This is a genomic window from Campylobacter showae (assembly GCF_963515975.1).
Classification (GTDB): domain Bacteria; phylum Campylobacterota; class Campylobacteria; order Campylobacterales; family Campylobacteraceae; genus Campylobacter_A; species Campylobacter_A showae_F.
Map to the genome: position 1 here is coordinate 28,901 of NZ_CAUPZM010000004.1, position 20,887 is coordinate 49,787.

Consider the following 20,887-nt stretch of genomic DNA (forward strand, 5'->3'; position numbering starts at 1 on the left):
TTAAAATTTGCTTTAAATCGGCGCGGATTTTAGCATTTTAAAAATTAATAATTTCTAAAACCGTTATCAAAAATATGGCTAATGATTTGTATAAAAAATGCTTTGAGATTAAATTTTAACTAGCTGATTTAACCCTCCGCAGGGCAACAAAATCGCCAAAAACGGCTAGTAAATTTATGCCCGAAAGCTCGGCAAAATCGGCCGATTATGAACGAGTATATAAAAAAGGCTTGCAAATTTAACTACCGAGCAAAGCCGGCGAAGAAGGTTAAATTAGACCGTAAGCAAAAGCGATTTTGACGCTTTAAATTTGAGTAAATTTTAAATAAGACGCTCAAAAACTAGGCGAAATCAGCCTGGGCGCAATTTGGCCGAGCCGTCAAATTTAAGCGCAAATTTGATGCGAGCCTCGCCGAAAAATAGGCCGAAATTTAAGCCCTAAATTTTCTCTCTTTTATAAATTTTACTCACATTTTTATCTATCTTATACACCGCGCCAAAGAGCGCAGGTACGACAAGTAGCGTTAGCAGAGTAGAGCTAATGAGCCCCGAGATCACCGAGATCGCCATCGGGGAGTTACCCTCGTATCCAGCACCCCTACTAAGAGCTAGCGGTAGCATAGCAAATATCATCGCAAAAGTAGTCATCAGTATCGCTCGCAGTCTTTTAACTCCCGCGCGCACGATGGCTTCGCTTAGCTCCACGCCCTCATTTGCGTAGCGGTTGGCGAAATCCACGACCAAAATCGCGTTTTTGCCAACCATACCGAAAAGCAAGATCGCGCCGACCATAACGAACAGGCTAAAGGAGTTGCCGCTAAGGTACAGTCCGACCGCCACGCCTCCAAACGCCAGCGGCATCGAGATCATGATGATGATCGGCAAAATAAAACTCTCATAAAGAGCGGCGAGGATCATATAGATGAGTACGACGCTAAGGCTGATCGTAAACACAAAGGCCGCGTTCGTATCGTTCATCATCTCGATAAAGCCCGTCATCACGTACTCAAAGCCCTCGGGCAAAATTTTACCGATATTTTCGTCGATACCTTTTTGCACGGCGCCCAGCGGGACGTTATCCACGTTTGCCACGATCCTGATCTGGCGCTGTTTGTTAAAGCGGTTTATCACGGAAAAGGTCTTGCTCGTCTTAAACTCCGCCACCGCGCTTAGGCTTATGCTCTCGCCGTGCGCATTTTTGATCTTTAGCTTTTGCAGCGCCTGCGCGTCCTTGCGGTACTCGTCGTCAAACCTCAGTATCATATCGTACTGCGCGTCGCCGTTGTCAAAGCTACCTAGCCTATTTTGCCCAAACGACGCGTATATCACTTGCGCGACCGCGCTAGGATCGACGTTTAGGCGTTTGGCTTTGTCTTTATTTATGCTGATTTGCAGCTCGTTTATCTTATCCTCGTTATCGCTGCCCACATCCGTCGTGCCCTCTATCGCGCGCACCATGGCGATGGCTTTAGGCAAAATTTCATCTAGCTTTTCCAAACTATCGCCCGTGATCGTTAGCTGCACCGGCTCGCTGTCGCTACCCGTATCGACGTAGGGTATCTGTAGGACTTTGACGCTGAGATCTTCAAATTTAAGCTTCTTTCTATACTCGTCCATTATCTGCGTTTGGCGCTCTTTTCGCGACTCAAAGCCCTTTAGGTGGACGTAAATTTTAGCCTTATACGCGTCCTTTGAGTCCGTGTAACCCGCGATCATATAGGAGTACTGCACGCGCGGATCGCTATCTACGGCGCGCACGACCTCGCCGGCTCTAGCGCTCATAGCCTCAACCGAGATGCCGGGGCTTGCTTTTAAAAATATCTCAAACTGCCCCTCGTCCTCTACTGGCAAAAAGTCCATACCGACCTTGCCCGCTAAGCTCATACAAAGAGCCAGCACGCCCAAAGTAAGTATAACAAACGCGGTTTTAAACCTCAAAATAAGCTTCAAAAGCCACTCATAACCGCTCTCAAGCGCCTCAAAAAATGGCTCCGTAATGCGGTAAAATTTACTCTCGCCCTCGCTCAAAAACCTCGCCGCCAGACTAGGTATCAGCATGATACAAACCAAAAACGACACCACGATACCGCCGCTCACGCTCATACCGAAGGAGTTAAAATACTGCCCGACGATGCCCTCCATAAAGGCAATCGGCACAAACACGCAAAGCAACACCGCGCTAATGCTAAGCACGCTAAAGGCGATCTCACGCACGCCCTCAAAGCTCGCTTTTAGCGGATTGCTCTCGCCCTCTTGCATCTTTTTGGAGATATTTTCGACGACCACGATCGCATCGTCGATAAATATACCGATACCAAGCGTGAGAGCCAGTAGCGTGAGGCGGTTTAGATCAAAGCCCAAAACGTCGATGATAAAAAACGTCCCCACGATACTAGCAGGTATCGCAAGCGCGGCGATGATAGTCGCGCTAAAACTTCGCAAAAAGAAAAAGACGATGACGACGGTGAGCGCGACGCCTAGCATCATGTCAAATTTGACCTGATTTATGTGCTTTAGGATGCTTTCGCTCTTTTCGTAAACCCGCTCCACTTCGTAGTTTTCGCCCAGTCTCGCCGCTAGTTCGCCCGTTTTGGCCTTGAGCGCATTTACCGTCTCGATCGTGTTTGCGCCGCTTACTTTTATAGCGTCAAGCAGCACTCCGCGCTTGCCGTTATACATAGCTACTGAGTCGGTGTCGTGATGAGATAGCTCTATGCGCGCGACGTCTTTTAAAAACACGTCCTTTTGCAGGCGGATATCCTCTAGCTCGCGCACGCTTTTAGCGTCAAATTCGCTCTTTAAAAATATCTCGAATTCGCTATTTTCCAGCTTACCCAGCGGAGCTTTTAAATTTTGCGATTTGATTATATTTATGACCGAGGCTGCGGTCAGGGCGTATTTATCGAGCTTAAACGGATCAAGGTAAATTTTGATCTCAGGCTCCAAAAAGCCCTTGTCATCGACCTTGCCTACGCCTTTTACGCGCTGCAAAAACGGCTTTGCCTCGTCTTTGACCGCCTGCATGAGCGCGGTTAGATTTTCGTCCTTGCGGCTAACGAAAAAGCTCGCCACCTTGCCGCTGTCGCTGTTGATTTTCTCTATCTCGGGCTGGGCGTCCAGCTTTGCCTTTGCGACCTTGTCGCGCACGTCGTTTGCGGCGACGTCGATGTTTTTCTTGAGATTAAACTCGACCAAAACGATGCTGAGATTGTTAAATGTATACGACCTGATCTTTTTGATACCGTCTATCGTCGAGACCTCGTCCTCGATCTTTTTAGTGACCCTGCTCTCGATGAGGCTCATGTCGCCCGGCGCGTAGGTCGTGATCTTAACCAGCGGGATGACGACCTCGGGGAAGAGATTTACCGGCATCCTAAAAAGCGACATCGCGCCGAAAAATACGAGCGCGACGAAAAACATCAACGTAGTAATTGGGCGATTTATAGCTAGTTTATACATTTCGCGCCTTCGCTAAAACGGGCTTTTGCGTCAAACTTACCCGGCCTCCTCGCCCCGCAAAAAGCATTTGGCGTTTAGCGGCTAGTAAAATTTGCGCCGCGTTAAATTTGACGTTTAAATTTACGCCGCCTTGTTTATGCGATAAATTTGACCCGCTCGTTAAATTTGCATTTTTTGCGGCGGAGTCAAATTTAACGCCGCACGCCGAATTTGAGTTCAAATTTATCTCGCTTTTCATCTGTGCCATCAAATTTGAAAACCGCGCCGCGCCGAAACTAGTTTTTTCTACGTCAAATTTCGCGCCTGCTAGCCCATCGTTTTTAAAGCCGTCAAATTTAAGCCCAAATGTTTTATTTGCGTCCTTTTTAGACTCGGCTTCCGTTTCAACCTGCGAATCTGATACGATATATCCCTCGCCAAAAAGTCCCGGCGTCAAATTTCGCGCCTGCACTTCGGCGTAAATTTTGCCGTTTTTCGTGTCGATAGTCGGGTAGATGAGGCTGATTTCGCCGCGTCTTTCCTTATTTTCGCCGTCTAGTTTATAGATAAATTCGCTACCGATTTTTACGCGGTCTTTAAATTTTTCATCAAAGCTAAGCTTGAGCTTCACGTCCGGATAGGAAAAAATCGACATCAGCTTTTGCGCTACGCCGCCCACGCCCTCGCCGACCTCGATACTCTTGCCCGAGATTGTCCCGTCAAAAGGCGCTAGCAATCTAGTATCCTCAAGTCTTTTTTGCGCCAAATTTAGCGCCAGATGCGCTCTGTTTTCGGCTAGCGCTGCGTTTTTAAAATCAAACTCCGCATTTTCAAAAGCCTGCTTCGAGCTCACGCTTTGAACGAGCTTAAATTTATCCAGCACGCTTTTTGCGTGAGCTTTTGCCGTCTGCGCGCTCTCTAGGTCGTTTTGAGCGAGCTTTACGGCTAGCTTTTCGCTCTCGTTTTCAAGCTCGAGTAGCACGTCGCCGCGCTTTACCGCAGAGCCGATTTCTACGTTTACGCTCTTTACGATACCGACGGCTTTTAGCGCGAGCTGCGCGTCTTTTGCGGGCGCGACGTCAAAGCTCGCGTAGATCCTATCCTGGGCACAAAGCGCAACCGCCGCACTCAGTAAAAAAAGTAAAATTTTATTCATTTGCGCTCCGTTTTTTCGATATTTTCGGCGATTTTGCCGCCGCGCTCGTATAGATACTCCGCCTTTTTGATTTCAAATTTACTCTTGCTTAGCTCCAGCGCGCTACCTGCGCTAAAGCTCTGCGCGGTCGCGTTTAAAAACTCGACGTATCCAAGCAGCCCAGCTTCGTATTTTTTGCTAACGGCATTTAGCGAGGTTTGCGCCGAGTTTAGTGCGCTTTTGCCTGCAGCGATCTTTTGCTCGAGCGTCTTTAGATCGTTTTTGATATTCGTCAAATTTAGCTCGTTTTGCAGGCGCTTTTGATCTAGATTTAACTTCGCTTGCAGCGCGCTAATGCGCTTTATCTCGCGCTGCTTTTTGTTTGCTCCAAAATCAAACGCCTTCCAGCTAAAGCCTAAAATCAGCTCGTTGGTGTTTAAATTCGGCTTAAAAAAGTCGTCAAAATAGGGCTCCAGCGCGCTTCTATACTGCGCCGGCAGCAAATTTCTGTCGTAATGAGTACGCATAAAGGTGTAGGTATTTTTAATGAAAATTTGCGGGTTCGTCTCGGATGCGGTTATCTTTTCATCCTCCAAAGCCGCGGCGAAATTTAGCCTAAGCGCCTCAAGCTCGGGCTTTTCGCTTTTTTGCGGCGCGGAGTCGTCGTCTGCAAACGCGATCCTAGAGCCCGCCACAGGCTCGATATCTCTGCCCGTTAGCGCATAAATTTGATTTTTTATCTCATTTTGATTTTGCGAGATCTCGAGGCGTTCGGCGAGCGCCATGGCGTATCTAGCATTTATCGCTTCATACTCGCTCTCGTCGCTAAGCCCCGCGCGGTAGTATTTTTCCAGCCTATTTAGCGCGTTTTTTAGGTAGTTTATCTCGCCCTCTTTTGCCAGCGCGAGCTCGCCCAGCGACAAAAAGCTAAAATAAAGCTTAGTCGCGTTAAACGCAAGCAGGTTTTGATACTCCTCGTTTTTTAAAATTTCAGCCGCGCTAAGGTGCGAAAGAGAGCTTAGCAGGGCTTCTCTTTTGCCGCCGTCATAAACTGCAAGCTCCAAAATAGCCCTTGCCGTGGCGGCTCTTTGCGGGCGCAGGACGTTTATGTCGCCGCTTAAAAAGCTGTATCCGCCCTCAACCCTGAGGCTTGGCATATACGCACTCTTTACGGCATCTTTTTGCAGCTGCGCTTTTTGCGGTTCGTAGTTTGAAATTTGAGCCAAATTTGAGCTCTGCGCAGCCAAAATCAGCTCGGGCAAATTCCCTTCAAATTTAATCTCCGAACCGCCTAAAAAAACGCAAAAACTCAAAAATATATAAATTTTTTTCATCTAAACCCTTCCCTGTTAGCTCTGGGCGGCGCGGGCTAAATTTGAGCGGATTTGCGCCGCCTGAAGTCTGGCGCCGTAAGTGAAATAAAATGAAAATTTAAGCGGCGCGCGGAGCATTTTTAAGATTATAGCGATAAAAAACCTAATGAAAGCTTTTAACGAGGTTCATGACGAGCAAATTCCACCCGTCGACGAGCACGAAAATAAGCAGTTTAAACGGCAAGGAAATCATCGTCGGCGGCAGCATCATCATACCCATCGCCATGAGCACGGAGCTAACGACCATATCGATGACCAAAAACGGTAGATAAAGCAAAAACGCTATCTCAAACGCCGTTTTCATCTCGCTGATCATAAACGCGCTCATCACGACCGTGAGCGGGATATCGTCGAAGCTTTGCGGGTTTGGCATATTTCTGATGCGTAAAAATAGCGCCAGATCCTTCTCGCGCGTATTTTTTATCATAAACTCGCGAAACGGCTTCACGCCGCGCTCAAAGGCCTCTTGGTAGCCGATTTGTTCGCTTAGGTAGGGCTGTACGCCCGCTTCGTAGGCTTGCTTGCCCACAGGCTCCATGATAAAAAAAGTAAGCACCATCGCAAGGCTAATAAGCACCGTAGAAGGCGGCATCTGCTGCGTGCCCATCGCCTGTCGCAAGAACGAAAAAACGATAATGAGCCGCAAAAAGCTGGTCATCATAAAAACTAGCGAAGGAGCGAGCGTGAGGACGGTGAGGACCAGTAGGACGTTTAGCGAGCTAACTAGCTGGGTGGGCGTAGTAGGCGCGCTTAGGCTGAGATTTACGGTCGGGATCGTGACGTTATCCTCGCCGATCGCGACCGCCGCAAAGATAAAAAACAGCAAAAACGTCAGTTTTTTCAAATTTACTCCTGCGCGTCCAGTATGCTTTTTTGCGTTTTGGCTTTGTCGTCTAAATTTAACGAAATAAAGTGGATCTCGACCCTGCGGTTTTTCTCCCTGCCCTGCTCGGTAAAATTCGTCGCAAACGGCTCAAATTCGGCCTTTGCGGACGCGGTTAGCTTTTTAGGATCGACTCCGTCTTTGATAAGCTCGCTAACTACGCTGATAGCTCGCGCCGATGACAGCTGCCAGTTGTCTTTAAACTCGGCAGAGCCCGGCTGCTCGCTGTCGGTATGTCCGATCACGTTTGCTACGACGTCGGGCGGTAGCTTGGCTATCACCATCGCGATACGTTTTAAAAATAGCAAAGCATCGTCGTTTTGTAGCTGGGCGCTGTCTTTAGCAAAGAGTAAATTTGCCGGCAATCTAATCACAAACCCGCTCTCGCTCTCCTCAAACGTAACCTCCGGCGAGCCGCTGGCATGCAAAAGCTCGTTGATAGAGCGCAGAGTCTGCTCGAAATTCGACTTCACGCCCGTGCGCTCTTTGTTTGAGGTGGCGTGATCGCCTTGGTTTTGCTCGGCGCTGACGTCCGGTTTCGCGCCACCCTCAAGCACGCCCAAAGCCCCGCTTAGCGAGCCGATCGCTGCTTCTAGCTTTTTCGCGTCCATCGTACTCATAGAAAGAAGCAGTACGAAAAAGCAAAGCAGAAGCGACATCAAGTCGCCAAACGCCGCGAGCCACTCGGGTAAGCATTTGGGGCAGTCACCCGGATCGATTAACTTTTTAGCCATTTTTTCTACTTATCAAATTGACTAACGCGGTCTTTAGGCGGCAAAAACGATAGTAGCTTCATCTCGAGCGTCCTAGGGTTGTCGCCCGCTTGGATCGCCATTATACCCTCTAGCATCAGCACTTTAGCCGTGCCTTCGTCCTTATCGCGGATACTTAGGATGTTTGCTACGGGCGAACCCAGGATGTTTCCTATCATCGCGCCGTAAAGCGTAGTAATGAGCGCGACCGCCATAGATGGACCGATAGCCGAAGGATCGGACATGTTCATAAGCATCGCGACCAGACCGATGAGCGTACCGATCATACCCATCGAGCCCGCAAAGCCCGCGATTTGCTCGAAAATTTTGATATTATCGCCGTGACGCGAGCTTGCCTGTTCCATATCTATCTCAAGTAGCGTTCTGATGGCGTCCGGTTCGTTGCCGTCAACCGCCATAGATAGGCCTTTTTTTAGAAATGGATCGGTTTCGTTATTTGCATCGCTCTCAAGCGCCAGGATGCCGTCGCGACGAGCTTTTGTAGAGTATTCGACCATTTTTTTTACGATTTCGGGGAGATTGTAGGTTTTTGGCTTTACCGCGATGCCGTAAAACGTGCCTAGCTTTTTTATCTGCTCCATCTTAAAGCCGATCATCAGCGCGCAAATCGTACCGCCGAAAACGATCAAAACCGACGGAATATCGATGTAAGCTCCGATTCCGACGCCCATCTGCATGGAACCGAGCAAAAGCACCATAATAACTATCCAACCGACGAGGCTACCTAAATCCATCTTGCAACTTTCTATATTGTAAATTTGGTTTGTATTTTAGTTTTTTTTAGTTGAAAATACAGTTAAATTTAGGTTAGCTTTTTGCAAAAGCCGTTCCAAAGCGGCGTAAAATTTTTCAAAATTTTATATTTTGTCAAAATTTGATTTAAAAAACGAAGTAAAATTTTAAACGAGAGCAAGAGATAGCGTCTTGCTGCGAGCGTAAATTTGACGAATTTATCGCTCGCACGCTATCAATGCTTAGCAAAAGGCAAATTTAGCTAAGCCTTTTTTGGCTTAAACGCCCTTTTTGCAGTCATATAAAAGCCGCTAAAGATAAAAAGCGCCATCAAAAGCGAAACTACCGACCACAAAATTTTACCAACAATCCCGAAAAAATACCCCGTATGCAGCTGATAGTTCGTGCTCTTTACCATGCCTACGGTTATGCCCTCAGTTTGTTTTTGCTCCGCCATCTTGCCCTCTTTTACGTTTACGGAGGTCATTTTCGGACGAGAGGTGCTAGGCGCATCCGGTTCGTAGTATCTGACGTTTATCTTATCTCCGGCTGCTAGCATCAGGCTAAATTCTTTATACTCTATGCCGCTTGATTTAAATATCTCGTAAGCCCTCTGCACATCGCTAAATTTATACTCGGCGCTCTTTTTACCCTCTGCTTTTGCGGGCGCGCCCTCTTTGCGCTCGGCCTCTTTAGGCAAATTTTGCGCACTAACGAAAAGCTCCGTCACCGCGCCGTTATACCAGCGGTACGACCACATGAGTCCGGTTAGACAGATGACGAGATATATCACTGCGCTTAAGGCGCCTAGACTCGTGTGCAGGTTGTGAAAAAGGGCGTATTTTTTGAGTTTAAAATTCGGCTTTATCGCCTCGGCAAATTTGCGTTTTATCCTTGGGAAATGCAACCAAACGCCGCTTATCACGAGCACTATCATCGCGACCGTACTAGCGCCTACGATCTGCTTGCCGACCTCGCCCGCGGTTTTGTTACCCGTTAGCGCAAAGCCTAAATTTCGGTGCAGCGACATTACGGTGCGTATGAAGGCGACTCCGTAGTCCTTGCCGATGATCTGCGCGGTATACGGATCTACCAGATAGGCATCGCTACCGCTAGCATAAATTTTGACCGCTTCGTTTTCGCTTTTAGGTAGCACGAGCCTTGCAGGCTGTTTAACGCCCGTTTGCTCGCTAAAGCTTTGCAGAATTTTTTCTACGCTTAGCATTTCGCCCGTTTTTTCTATCTTGGGAGCGTTTAAATTTATGAGATCATCAAGCTCGTGTTGATACGATAAAATAGCGCCAGTAACGCCGATGATGAGTAGCGGAACGGCAAAAATAATCGATAAAATCAGGTGAAGATTAAACAAAAACTGATTTCTTCTTAAAGCCTTTTTTAAAAATGAAAGCAAGTTGCATCCTTTAAATTTGATTTTGATTATATTCAAAGGCTGTGATTATATAAGTTAATGCTTAAGAAATTGTTAAGTCCAAAAAAACATTAATCCCGCATTTAGCAAATTTGAGATAAAATCGCTCAAATTTAAACAAGGAAAAAAGATGAGCGATATCGGCGTAGTTGTGCTTGCCGCGGGGCTTGGCACGAGGATGAAATCAACCAAACCAAAGGTGCTTTTCGAGCTTTGCGGAGAGCCGATGATTATCCATATTTTGCGCAAGACTTATGAGATCAGTAGCGACGTGAGCGTGGTTTTGAGCTATCAAAAAGAGCTCGTCGAAGCTAAAATCAAAGAAATTTTCCCTCAAACTAAAATTTACGAGCAAAATTTAAAAGATTTCCCGGGCACTGCGGGCGCGCTAAAAAATATCCCGCTAAATAGCGAAAAAACGCTGATTTTGTGCGGAGATATGCCGCTTATAAAAACCAACGACCTAATCCGCCTAAGCGCGGGCAACTCAGACATCGCGCTAAGCGTTTTTGAGGCGGCAGATCCGTACGGCTACGGCCGCGTGATCATAAATAACGGCAAAGTAGAAGCCATCGTCGAGCAAAAAGACGCGACCGAGACGCAAAAAATGATAAAAAGCGCAAACGCCGGCTGCTACTGCTTTAAAAGCGAAGTTTTGCGCGAGATTTTACCTCTCATCGGCAACGAAAACTCGCAGAAAGAATTTTACCTAACCGACGCGATAAAAATCGCAAACGAGCGCGGTCTAAAGTGCTGGGCCATCAGCGTCGAAGAGCAAAATTTTATGGGCATAAACGATAAATTTCAGCTCAGTATCGCCCAAAATTTGATGCAGGATGAAATCAAGAAAAATTTGATGAAAAGCGGCGTGCTAATGCGTCTGCCAAATAGCGTTTACATCGACTCTAGAGCAAAATTTGAAGGCGAATGCGTCATCGAAGAAAACGTAAGCGTCATCGGAGAGTGCCTCATCAAAAACTCCGTCATCAAAAGCGGCTCGGTCGTAGAAAACTCCGTCGTCGAGGACTCGGACGTCGGCCCTCTAGCGCACCTACGCCCAAAATGCGAGATCAAAAACACTCACATCGGAAATTTCGTCGAGCTAAAAGCAGCCTGGCTAAACGGCGTCAAGGCAGGCCATCTAAGCTATCTGGGCGACTGCGAGATCGACCAGGGCACAAACGTAGGCTGCGGCACTATCACGTGCAACTACGACGGCAAAGCTAAGCACAAAACGATAATCGGCAAAAACGTCTTTATCGGCTCTGATACCCAGCTAGTAGCCCCCGTAAAAGTTGGCGACGATGTGCTAATCGCGGCGGGAAGCACCGTAACTAGCGACGTACCTAGCGGCGCGCTAGCTATCAGCCGCACGAAGCAAGTAAATAAAGAAGGCTTTTTCTATAAATTTTTTAACGACACGAAAAGCGGCGACGAAAATGCTAAAAAATAAAAAAATTTTGCTCGCGGTTTGCGGCAGTATCGCGTTTTATAAGGCTTATGAAATTTTATCCGCGCTAAAAAAAGAAGACGCGGACGTGCGGGTTATGCTTAGCGAAGGAGCGCTTAAATTTTGCTCTGAAGCGGGCTTTGAGGCGCTGTGCGAGCATAAAATTTTAACCTCGCGCACGGAGAGTTGGCAGGACGGACTAAATCACATCGCCTACGCCAAAACCGATCTAATCCTCATCGCGCCCGCGAGCGTAAATACGATAAACAAGCTTGCAAGCGGCATTTGCGATAACGTCTTTATGCAGACTCTGATCGCTAGCCCGGCTCCCCTACTCATCGCGCCCGCAGCCAATGACAAAATGCTAAATCACTTCTCTACGCGCAAAAATTTCGAATTTTTAGCGGCAAACGGCGCGAGATTTATCGAACCGGTAGAAAAAAACCTAGCCTGTGGCGACACGGGTAAAGGCGCGCTAGCAGACGTTTCTACGATCATCTACGAAACCAAAAGAATGCTAACGGAGCCAAAATTTAAAGGACAAAAAGTGATCGTCACGGGCGGTGCTACGAGCGAAAAGATCGACGACGTAAGAGCCGTGACGAATCTATCCAGCGGCAAGATGTCAAAAGCGCTGGTGGACGCCTTTTACTACGCGGGTGCGGACGTGACGCTGTTAGCTAGCTTTGAGACGACGAACGCGCCATATAAAACGCTCAAATTTCAAAGCTCGGCGGAGCTAAAAGAGCTACTGCATGCAAATTTGACGGACGCAAATTTACTCGCGATGACGGCTGCGGTTAGCGACTATACTCCTAAAACCAAATTTGAAGGCAAGCTAAAAAAGCAAAATTTAGGCGAAATTTGGACGCTGGAGCTAGCGCAAAACGATGATGTTTTGGGCTCCTTGAAGGACTTTAAAAACGTAAAAAAAATCGGTTTTAAAATGGAAATGGACGACGCAAACGCCATGCAAAACGCAAAAAATATGCTTGAGAAAAAGAGCCTTGATGCTGTTTGCCTAAACGTGCTTGGCGGCGATATAAATTTCGGCTCTGATAGCACGCAAATAACCTTTATCACGCGCCATGACGCGCAAAATATCGCGCTAACGTCCAAAGAGGATGCGGCGCGGCAAATAGTAAATTTAGCAAGCATGCTATGATAAATCCCGTCTCGAGAGTGCAAAAAATCGCAAGCGGCGGCGCGGGTACGGCTCTAAACGCGAGCCTGCCCATCAGCATCAAAGTCGCCGAAAAGACGGGCTATAATCGCTACAATCTCAAAATGGGCAACAAAATCCTAAGCACGAAAAGCATGAAAAGCCTCGACGTGGACGGCGAATACTGGGGCGAGATCGCAAGCGGCACCGAAAATATCGTGATAAGAAATCTCTTTAAAAAGCCAAGCTTAGCCTACGCTGCGCCCGACGGACTTGCGCTGATAGAAAGGCTGATAAGCGAGCCCGATCTAAACTGGTTTTATGAATATATATTTAACGGCCTTAGCGCGGCAGACTCGCGAGAAACGTTTGAAAATCTAGCTCAAATGTTGCTTGCGCTACAAAAAAATATCATTAATATTTCGTTTGTTTATAACGGCATAAAAGGGGTTTTTCAGATGAAATTTGACGGCGCCCGCACGAGTCAAATTTACCTCGTTTTTTCAAATTTCGCTCCGATTATTTTCACGCTAAAAGGCGCCAGGATAATCAGCGCGCAGACGCCGTTTGACAAGGTCGCTAGGCTCTTGCGAGGTGAGTTTGACTGCGAAACTCAAACGACGCAAAACATCGCCGCTTTCTTTGATCCAAGCGGCAAAATAATTGATTTTAAGGGCTAAAATGAACGAGCTAAACCACCTCGCGATCATCATGGACGGCAACGGCAGATGGGCCAAACGCCGCGGTTTGCTACGTACGAAAGGGCACGAAACGGGCGCAAATGTCGTGGGGCAGATGTGCGAGTTTTGCATCGACGAGGGCGTGGCGGTGCTGAGCCTTTATGCATTTAGCACCGAAAACTGGAAGCGCCCAAAGAGCGAAGTGGCCTTTTTGATGGAGCTTTTGCATAAATTTTTGCTCTCAAAACGCGATAGTTTTATCAAAAACGGCATCAAATTTAACGTTATCGGCGACGAAGGTCCGCTAAGCGACAAGCTAAAAAACGAGATAGCTGATATCAAAAACGCAACCACGCAAAACTCTAGGCTAAAGCTAAATTTAGCGCTAAACTACGGTGCTAAAGATGAAATTTTAAGAGCTTTTAGGAGATTTTGCGAAAAAAAAGGTGGAGAGTTTAATGCCCAAAACCTAACTCTAAATTTAAGCGAAGATAGCCTGCAAGCTTGCCTCGATGAGCCCGCGCCTATCGATCTTCTCGTGCGCACCGGCGGCGAGCAAAGACTATCAAATTTTATGCTCTGGCAGGCTTCATACGCCGAGTTTGCATTTACGCCCACGCTTTGGCCTGATTTTACGCGCGAGGAGCTAGCCTTGATAACGGCTAAGTTTAAGAAAAAAGACAGAAGGTTTGGCGGACTATAAAATTTGACGTTTTTGGTTACCGCTATCTTTTAAATTTATGTCGTTTTATTTGATTCGCTCACCGAAAAAGCGCCTTTAAATTTGACAAATAAAAGCCTCGCCTCAACGCCGTTTTGCATAAATTTTGAACCGAAATCTTTAAATTTAAAATCATTCAAGGCAATATTTCGCTAAAATCGCCTTTAAATTTTGTGTTTTATGCTTTTTGCGGCGCTAAAAACTAGTCAAATTTTAGTTCAAATCAGCGCGGCAAATTTGCGCAAACATTGCTTAAAAACGTCGCCGCTAGCTCAAAAATAATCGCAAGCAGCCAAATGCATTATAAATTAAATTAGGAGAGCCATGATTTTCGCCGTTGTATTTTTTATTTTATTATTTTTTATCTTGGGCGCCGTAGTCGGCAGCTTTAGCAACGTCCTGATCTACCGCATGCCGCGCGGCGAAAGCATAAATTTTCCCGCCTCACACTGCCAAAGCTGCAAAACACCGCTAAAACCGTATCATAACGTCCCGATTTTTGCGTGGCTGTTTTTACGCGGCAAGTGCGCGTTTTGCGGCGAAAAAATCAGCTTTCAGTACCCTCTAGTTGAACTTGCTAGCGGCCTGCTTTGCGTGCTTGCGTATTGCGTTGAGACACACGGACTTGAGCCTCTTACGGACGGCTTTTACGCCGCGATTTTTAAGGCGGCGATGCTTGGCATCTGCTTTATCTTGCTGCTAGCGCTTAGCCTGATCGACTTTCGTTACAAGGCTGTTCCGGATCCTCTGCTTTTTGCCAGCGTCGCATTTTCGCTACTTTACGGCTTTAACCTCCCCGCCTCTTTTGACTCGGATGGGCTTTTATTTGCATTTGATTCGTTTATAAACGCTGCGATTTTTATGTTTGCCTTTTGGCTACTGCGCGCGGTCGTTAGCCTAGCTCTTAAGCGCGAAGCCATGGGCTCTGCCGACATCTTTATAGCAGGCGTTATGGGTGCGATTTTAGGTATAAAGCTCGGCCTCATGGCGATCTACGTCTCGGCGCTGCTGACGCTGCCCGCATACGTTATCGTACGAAAGCGCGGATATGAGCTTCCCTTCGTGCCGTTTTTGAGCCTTGCTACGCTCATCGTTTATGCGTTTAAGGAGCAGTTTATCTACATCTTAGGGCTGATTTATGGATAGGACGGCGCGTTATCTTTTTTCAAACTTCCTAAGTACGTTCGCATCGCTATTTGCGACGCTTTTTCTCATCATGTCGATCGTGTTTTTCATCCAGATCGCGCGTATCACGTCATACATCGAGATTACGTTTATAGAGCTTTTTAAACTCTATATGTTTATGCTGCCTAGAGTGTTGCTTTTTACCGTTCCTATCGCGTTTTTCGCATCGCTTGCGCTTATGTTTTTCAGACTTTCGCGCGAAAGCGAGAGCATCGTGCTTTTTACGCTCGGATATTCGCCCGTTAAGATCGCTAAATTTTTTTTCATCGTTAGTGGCGCGGTTTCGACCTTTTTAATAGTCACCGCGATAGTGCTGATCCCTACGGCCGCAGAGCTAAACTCAAATTTCGTCTCGTACAAAAAAACCGTCGCCAAGCTAAATTTAAAAACAACCGAATTCGGACAAAAATTTTCCGACTGGATGGTCTTTATCCAAAATGAAAAAAGCGACGAAAACGGCACTCTTTACGAGGGCGTGACGCTTTATTCGCCAAAAGAAGGCGCACATAGGTTTGTTCTAGCTAAAAATGCTCGCCTAACAAACAGCAATGCCGTTCTTGAATTTACGCTATCAGATGGCAAAATTTACGATATCAGGGACGCCTCGTGGCATAAAACCGACTTTGGCACGATGAAAATCAGTACAGCCCAAGAGGACAGCGTCGCGCAGACGAAGTCGTTTTGGCAGTATTGGCAAATGATGAGCGAGGATAAAAAACGCGCCAAAGACTTCGCGACCTACGTTCTCATCGCGCTTTTCCCGCTAGCGACGACGCTTTTTGCTTTGAGCCTGGGTATCGTGACCTACCGCTACGAAAAGGGCTTTGTGTATTTTGGGATATTTGGCGTGCTTTTTGGCTATTTTACGCTCATTATGCTCTTTAGTTCGCGAGTTTTTATCGCGATTGCGGCGATATTTTCGCTATTTTTTATCGCCTCGATTTTTAGCTTTAGGGCTAAAATTTTAAAAAGATACTAAGTGTGGCTTAAACTCATTTTTAGCTACGACGGGTCGAAATTTCAGGGCTCGCAGACCCAGCCGCACGAAAACGGCGTCGAGGACTCTCTGGGTGCGGCTCTAGCGCATGTGGGCATTTTTAGCAAAATAATCTCTAGTTCGCGCACCGATAAGGGCGTGCATGCAAACAACCAAGTAGCCTGCGTCGAGTGCGGCGAGCATTTTAGCGACTTTACGCGCCTAAAAGCTCTCATCAATCGCCACGCTCACCCTACCGTTCACCTTAAATTTATAAGCCGCGTGCATGACTGCTTTCACCCGCGCTACGACGCTACGGCCAGAGCCTACCGCTACGTCATAAATCACGGCGAGTTTTCGCCTTTTTTAGCGCCTTACGAGACTTTTTTGCCGAAATTTGACCCAAATTTAGCAAACGAGCTGCTTGAGCTTTTTGTCGGAGAGCATGATTTTAGCGCGTTTATGAAGCTTGGTAGCGACGTCAAAAGCCCAGTACGGCAGGTCACAAAGGCATTTTGTTACGCGCGCGGCGAGCGGTCAATCATCGTTTTTAAAGCAAACGGCTTTTTGCGCGCTCAGGTTCGCCTCATGGTCGCTAGCGCCCTTAAGGCGCTCGAGCTTGCAAAAAACGGCAAATTTAAGGAAACGGGTGCACTGGAGTTTAAATTTGGGCCCGCGCAGACGACAAAACCCTGCGGCAAGGCAAATTTAAACCAAAGCAGCCGCGAAAAAATCTTAACTACAAGCGACGAAAGCGTAAATTTGAGCGCCGAACACGCGGTTTGCGTCGTCTCAAAATTTGACGCCGAAAACTCGAATTTAAACAAAGCCGTAAGCATAGATACCGAAAAAAATCGCGCAAAAATCGGTAATAAAAACTCAAGCGGTTGCCGCGATGCAAATTTCCTCAAAGCAAAAGAGCTTTTACGCCGAGCTATCTACGAGCAAAAGCCGCTCACGCGTATCCCCGCGCCGCCAAACGGCCTTTATCTAAACCGAGTTTTTTACGAATAAAAAATCTAAAAATCGAAGAAGCTATCGCAGCCGTAACGCAAAAGCAAAATGAGTGCAAAAAAAAATAGTAAAAAAATACGCTACATTTATGACTATAACGACATTTGTCGCACCGATACTACTTTTTATTATTATGGAGCGACGCTTTGAAATATCCTTTCTTTTATTTGCAGCCATCCCAATATACGTCACGCCGAGGATTCCAAAAGTAGAAGAAACGCTGGAAGAGTATAGAAGCTTCTACAAAAATGTTTTTGTTAGCACGGTAGTTGCCGATATAGATAGTAATTTTACATACGAGCCTCAAAAAGGCATCAGCGCAAACGAATTTTATAAAAGCGGAATATACAGGCACGTAAATTTTTACGGCGAAGACCAAATAAGCGGTACTTACGCTAATGTCAAATTTCAATTAAGCGAGGCTATAAAAGTAGAAAAAACATATAACTCAAACGGCTCAAAAAACCCTTATCTGGCGCTTTTGAGAGTAAGCAAAGCCATATACGACGAATATATGGACTTTAACGGTACAGTACTAGTCTGCGAGTTTTATAAAAATTTTAAAGGACAAACGATACTGGCCGACAAGAAGGTGCTAAATACGAAAATATCTGGCGAAAAAGAGATACTGGACGATACGGAGTTCAGCAACGAATTTCGCGTATTTACCGACGACAAAATAGAAGCGCGCTATCTTTTAAGCCCCGGTTTTATGCAACGCCTACGCGAGGTTAAGCAGGGTTTTGACAGTGCCGTATCGCTAAGCGCGGCGTTTATGGACGATAAATTTTATCTCTTTTTAAACGGCGCAAAAAACCGTTTTGAAAGTTCGCTCTTTGACCCGCCGCTAAGCCTTTCTGATGCACAAGCCATAAAAGACGAGATCCTGCGGCTATTACGCGTCATAGACGAGTTAAATTTGAGCCTTTACCTTTATAAATTAAAATCATATTGGAACATATATAGTTATTAAAAAATTTCGGCTATAAAATTTCTAAAATGTCTTGAAATTTTATAGCCGCATGCAAGAAAATCCGCGCTTTGCCGCTAGTAGTTAAAAAGTATTTTCTCTCTTTTCTAGCACAAGGTGCAGTATGTAAGTCACCGCAAATGCGACCGCGCTAGGCACGATCCAGCCCAGCATCGAGTCGTAAAACGGCATTTCCTTGACGAGATCCGTCACTAGCGGCACGGAAACGCCCGCGATATCAAGGCCGTTTATCGTGCCGACGACCACGCAGACGTAGACGCAGGTGCGGTAGATGAGCTTGCTCGAGTCGATCAGCGGATTGATGAGCGAAAGGATGATGAGCATGATGGCGATCGGATAGATGGCGATCAGTACCGGGATCGAGCCCTTGATGATGGTCGTAAGGCCGAAATTTGCCACGCCAAAGCCGATCAAGCACCACGCCGCAACCCAAATTTTATATTTTACGCGCCCGTCCGTTAGCTCCTCGAAGTACTCGCTAGCAGAGCTGATAAGCCCTAGCGTCGTAGTAATGCACGCTAGAAAAAACGCCGAACCCAGCACCAAAACGCCAGCCTTACCGAAATAATAGCCGCTAATGCGCGATAGCAGCTCAGCTCCGTTTATCTGCGGCGCGTCTTTAAAAAGCTCTGCCGACGTCGCGCCGAGGTAGCCCAGCATCAAATAAATCGCCATCAAAATCACGCCCGCCGTCATGCCTGCCTTTATCGTCGAGGAGACGAGATGACGCTCGTCTTTTACGCCCACGGTTCTGATGGCGTTTATCACGATGATACCAAAGGCAAGCGACGCTAGCGCGTCCATCGTCTGATAGCCCTCTACAAAGCCCTTGGCCGCGGCGTGCTGCGCGTACTCGCCGCTAGGAGCGGCAAACTCGCCTATCGGGAAGAAAAATCCCGCCCCAAAAAGCAGCAAAATGAGCGCCAAAAGTAGCGGAGTGAGGTATTTGCCGAGTAGATCGACTAGTTTTGAGGGATTTAGACAGATGTAGTAATTTAACGCAAAATACGCCGCCGAGTAAAAAAATAGCCAAATTTGCAAATTTTCGTGCGCAATAAAAGGCTTAACCGCGATATCAAAGGGCATGTTTGCCGCGCGAGGTATCGCAAAAAGCGGCCCGATCGTGAGGTATAAAAGCGCCGTAAAAAGCACCGCAAATACCGGATCTATGCGGCGAACTAGGCTTTGAAGCCCTTTTGCTCTAGCGATCGCTGCGACGCCAAGCACCGGCAAAAGCACCGCCGTAGCGCAAAAAAACATGATCGCGACGTAAAAATTCTGCCCAGCCTCTCGCCCCAAATTCGGCGGAAAGATAAAGTTCCCTGCGCCGAAAAACATGGCAAAAAGCGTGAGCGAGATGACTAAAAACTGATTTTTGCTAAGCTTTTGTTTCATTTTCGCTCCATTTTAGTTTTAAATTTGGCAAATTGTATTTAGATAAAGTTGAATTTTCGTTGATTTGAGTTAAATTTGCTTATTTTTCGCTCGCGCGTGTTTCGATTTGAAATTTAACCGTGCGGCGGGAGTAAAATTTAAACATTTTAAAGTATAATCGCGCAAAGGAAAAATATGGCGAAAATAAAAACGGTATTTGAGTGTCAAGCCTGCGGCAATCAGCAGAGCAAATGGGTCGGCAAATGCCCTCAGTGCGGGGCTTGGGATAGCTTTTTAGAACTAAACGCGCAGCAGATCGAAACGCTAAAAGAGATCTCAAAAAGCTCCGCAAAACCAAGCCTCGCAAAGCAAATCAGCGAGGTCGAGATCGAAAAAGTCACGCGCATCAGTACGCAAAATAGCGAACTAGATCTGGTTCTTGGTGGCGGCGTCGTGGAGGGCTCGCTGGTGCTAATCGGCGGAAGCCCAGGCATCGGTAAAAGCACTTTGCTGCTAAAAATCGCGTCAAATTTCGCCGCCCAGGGCAAAAAAACGCTGTATGTCAGCGGCGAAGAGAGCGCGAGTCAAATCAAAATGCGAGCTCAGCGCCTAGACGCAGTCAAAGAGGGGCTATTTTTACTCACGGAAATTTTACTCGAAAACATCCTCGCCGAAGTACGCAAAAACGAGTATAAAATCCTCGTCATCGACTCCATACAGACCCTTTACAGCGAAAAAATCGCCTCCGCGCCGGGCTCGGTGTCGCAGGTGCGCGAGATTACCTTCGAGCTAATGCGCCTAGCCAAAAACGAAAATATCTGCGTCTTTATCATCGGACATATCACAAAAGACGGCTCGATCGCTGGGCCGCGTATCTTGGAGCATATGGTGGACGTGGTGCTTTATTTCGAGGGCGACTCCAGCCGCGAGCTACGTATGCTACGGGGTTTTAAAAACCGCTTCGGCTCGACTAGCGAAGTGGGGATTTTCGAGATGAGCCAAAACGGTCTAATCAGCGCCAACGACGTTGCGGGCAAATTTTTCACGAGAGGCAAGGCTACTAGCGGCTCGGCGATCACTATCACGATGGAGGGTTCGCGCGCGCTTAGCGTCGAGATCCAGGCGCTCGTGTGCGAGAGCGCGTATCCTAAGCGCAGCTCCACGGGCTACGAAAAAAACCGCTTAGATATGCTGCTAGCGCTACTTGAGCGCAAGTTGGAGATCCCGCTGGGCCACTACGATGTTTTCATCAACGTCAGCGGCGGCGTCAAGATCGGCGAAACGGCGGCCGATCTAGCCGTAGTCGCGGCGATCATTTCCAGCTTTAAAAACCGTCCGATCAGCAAAGAAAGCGTATTTATGGGCGAGCTTAGCCTAAACGGCGAGATTCGCGAGATATTTAACCTCGATCAGCGCCTAAAAGAGGCCAAAACGCAGAAATTTAAAAACGCGATCGTCCCGTCTAAGCCGCTTGACGCGCAGGGGCTAAAATGCTTCGTCGCCGGCGATATCACGCAGGTTTTGGAGTGGATGTGAGTTTGTTGCAACCCAAAAGCCACATAATTACCTCA

At 47.1% G+C, this 20,887-nt stretch carries 17 protein-coding genes; 9 read left to right on the forward strand and 8 right to left on the reverse strand.

Features of this window, described 5'->3' with window-relative positions; genetic code table 11:
- Positions 1 to 438 precede the first annotated feature (438 nt).
- The 7 genes from RWM02_RS02175 to RWM02_RS02205 all read right to left on the reverse strand — a co-directional run bounded on the left by RWM02_RS02175 (position 439) and on the right by RWM02_RS02205 (position 9,745).
- Positions 439 to 3,459 (reverse strand): efflux RND transporter permease subunit, encoded by a 3,021-nt coding sequence (locus tag RWM02_RS02175; RefSeq protein ID WP_314068801.1) that lies wholly within the window; start codon positions 3,457 to 3,459, stop codon positions 439 to 441.
- Positions 3,452 to 4,594 (reverse strand): efflux RND transporter periplasmic adaptor subunit, encoded by a 1,143-nt coding sequence (locus RWM02_RS02180; RefSeq protein ID WP_314068802.1) that lies wholly within the window; start codon positions 4,592 to 4,594, stop codon positions 3,452 to 3,454. Before RWM02_RS02180 ends, RWM02_RS02175 begins: the two co-directional genes overlap by 8 nt.
- Positions 4,591 to 5,907 (reverse strand): TolC family protein, encoded by a 1,317-nt coding sequence (locus RWM02_RS02185; RefSeq protein WP_314068803.1) that lies wholly within the window; start codon positions 5,905 to 5,907, stop codon positions 4,591 to 4,593. The genes RWM02_RS02180 and RWM02_RS02185 overlap by 4 nt, the downstream gene beginning before the upstream one ends.
- 142 nt (positions 5,908 to 6,049) lie before the next feature.
- Positions 6,050 to 6,781: a flagellar type III secretion system pore protein FliP gene (fliP, locus tag RWM02_RS02190; RefSeq protein ID WP_376826371.1), complete on the reverse strand. Its 732-nt coding sequence runs from the start codon at positions 6,779 to 6,781 to the stop codon at positions 6,050 to 6,052.
- Between the two features lie 11 nt (positions 6,782 to 6,792).
- Entirely contained in the window at positions 6,793 to 7,563 is a 771-nt protein-coding gene (locus tag RWM02_RS02195; protein ID WP_314068804.1) for a flagellar motor protein MotB, read from the reverse strand.
- Between the two features lie 5 nt (positions 7,564 to 7,568).
- Positions 7,569 to 8,336: a motility protein A gene (locus tag RWM02_RS02200; protein WP_002950161.1), complete on the reverse strand. Its 768-nt coding sequence runs from the start codon at positions 8,334 to 8,336 to the stop codon at positions 7,569 to 7,571.
- A gap of 260 nt (positions 8,337 to 8,596) precedes the next feature.
- Positions 8,597 to 9,745 (reverse strand): PepSY-associated TM helix domain-containing protein, encoded by a 1,149-nt coding sequence (locus RWM02_RS02205; RefSeq protein ID WP_314068805.1) that lies wholly within the window; start codon positions 9,743 to 9,745, stop codon positions 8,597 to 8,599.
- A 148-nt stretch (positions 9,746 to 9,893) separates the two neighbouring features.
- On the opposite strand from RWM02_RS02205, the gene glmU reads away from it, so the two are divergent.
- From glmU to RWM02_RS02245, 8 genes are all read left to right on the forward strand, one after another.
- On the forward strand, positions 9,894 to 11,216 hold the full coding sequence (glmU, locus tag RWM02_RS02210; RefSeq protein ID WP_314068806.1) for a bifunctional UDP-N-acetylglucosamine diphosphorylase/glucosamine-1-phosphate N-acetyltransferase GlmU: 1,323 nt from the start codon (positions 9,894 to 9,896) through the stop codon (positions 11,214 to 11,216).
- Positions 11,203 to 12,378 (forward strand): bifunctional phosphopantothenoylcysteine decarboxylase/phosphopantothenate--cysteine ligase CoaBC, encoded by a 1,176-nt coding sequence (gene coaBC / locus RWM02_RS02215; RefSeq protein WP_314068807.1) that lies wholly within the window; start codon positions 11,203 to 11,205, stop codon positions 12,376 to 12,378. Before glmU ends, coaBC begins: the two co-directional genes overlap by 14 nt.
- Positions 12,375 to 13,055 (forward strand): hypothetical protein, encoded by a 681-nt coding sequence (locus RWM02_RS02220; protein ID WP_314068808.1) that lies wholly within the window; start codon positions 12,375 to 12,377, stop codon positions 13,053 to 13,055. Before coaBC ends, RWM02_RS02220 begins: the two co-directional genes overlap by 4 nt.
- 1 nt (position 13,056) lies before the next feature.
- On the forward strand, positions 13,057 to 13,758 hold the full coding sequence (gene uppS / locus RWM02_RS02225; RefSeq protein WP_314068809.1) for a polyprenyl diphosphate synthase: 702 nt from the start codon (positions 13,057 to 13,059) through the stop codon (positions 13,756 to 13,758).
- 342 nt (positions 13,759 to 14,100) lie between these two features.
- Positions 14,101 to 14,922, forward strand: a complete 822-nt coding sequence (locus RWM02_RS02230) for a prepilin peptidase (protein WP_314068810.1) — start codon at positions 14,101 to 14,103, stop codon at positions 14,920 to 14,922.
- Complete coding sequence (locus RWM02_RS02235) at positions 14,915 to 15,940, forward strand: LptF/LptG family permease (protein WP_314068811.1); 1,026 nt, start codon at positions 14,915 to 14,917, stop codon at positions 15,938 to 15,940. The genes RWM02_RS02230 and RWM02_RS02235 overlap by 8 nt, the downstream gene beginning before the upstream one ends.
- Positions 15,941 to 16,951: a tRNA pseudouridine(38-40) synthase TruA gene (truA, locus tag RWM02_RS02240; protein WP_314068812.1), complete on the forward strand. Its 1,011-nt coding sequence runs from the start codon at positions 15,941 to 15,943 to the stop codon at positions 16,949 to 16,951.
- Positions 16,952 to 17,003: 52 nt separating this feature from the next.
- Complete coding sequence (locus RWM02_RS02245) at positions 17,004 to 17,924, forward strand: DUF3137 domain-containing protein (protein WP_314068813.1); 921 nt, start codon at positions 17,004 to 17,006, stop codon at positions 17,922 to 17,924.
- Between the two features lie 81 nt (positions 17,925 to 18,005).
- Here RWM02_RS02245 and brnQ read toward each other — a convergent pair whose 3' ends face one another.
- Positions 18,006 to 19,337 carry a branched-chain amino acid transport system II carrier protein gene (brnQ, locus tag RWM02_RS02250; RefSeq protein ID WP_314068814.1) on the reverse strand — a complete coding sequence of 444 codons (1,332 nt, stop codon included), beginning with the start codon at positions 19,335 to 19,337 and terminating at the stop codon, positions 18,006 to 18,008.
- 174 nt (positions 19,338 to 19,511) lie between these two features.
- Between brnQ and radA the strand changes: the two genes are divergently transcribed.
- A complete protein-coding gene (gene radA, locus RWM02_RS02255; protein WP_314068815.1) occupies positions 19,512 to 20,852 on the forward strand; it encodes a DNA repair protein RadA in 1,341 nt (446 codons plus the stop codon).
- The last annotated feature ends 35 nt before the right edge of the window (positions 20,853 to 20,887 follow it).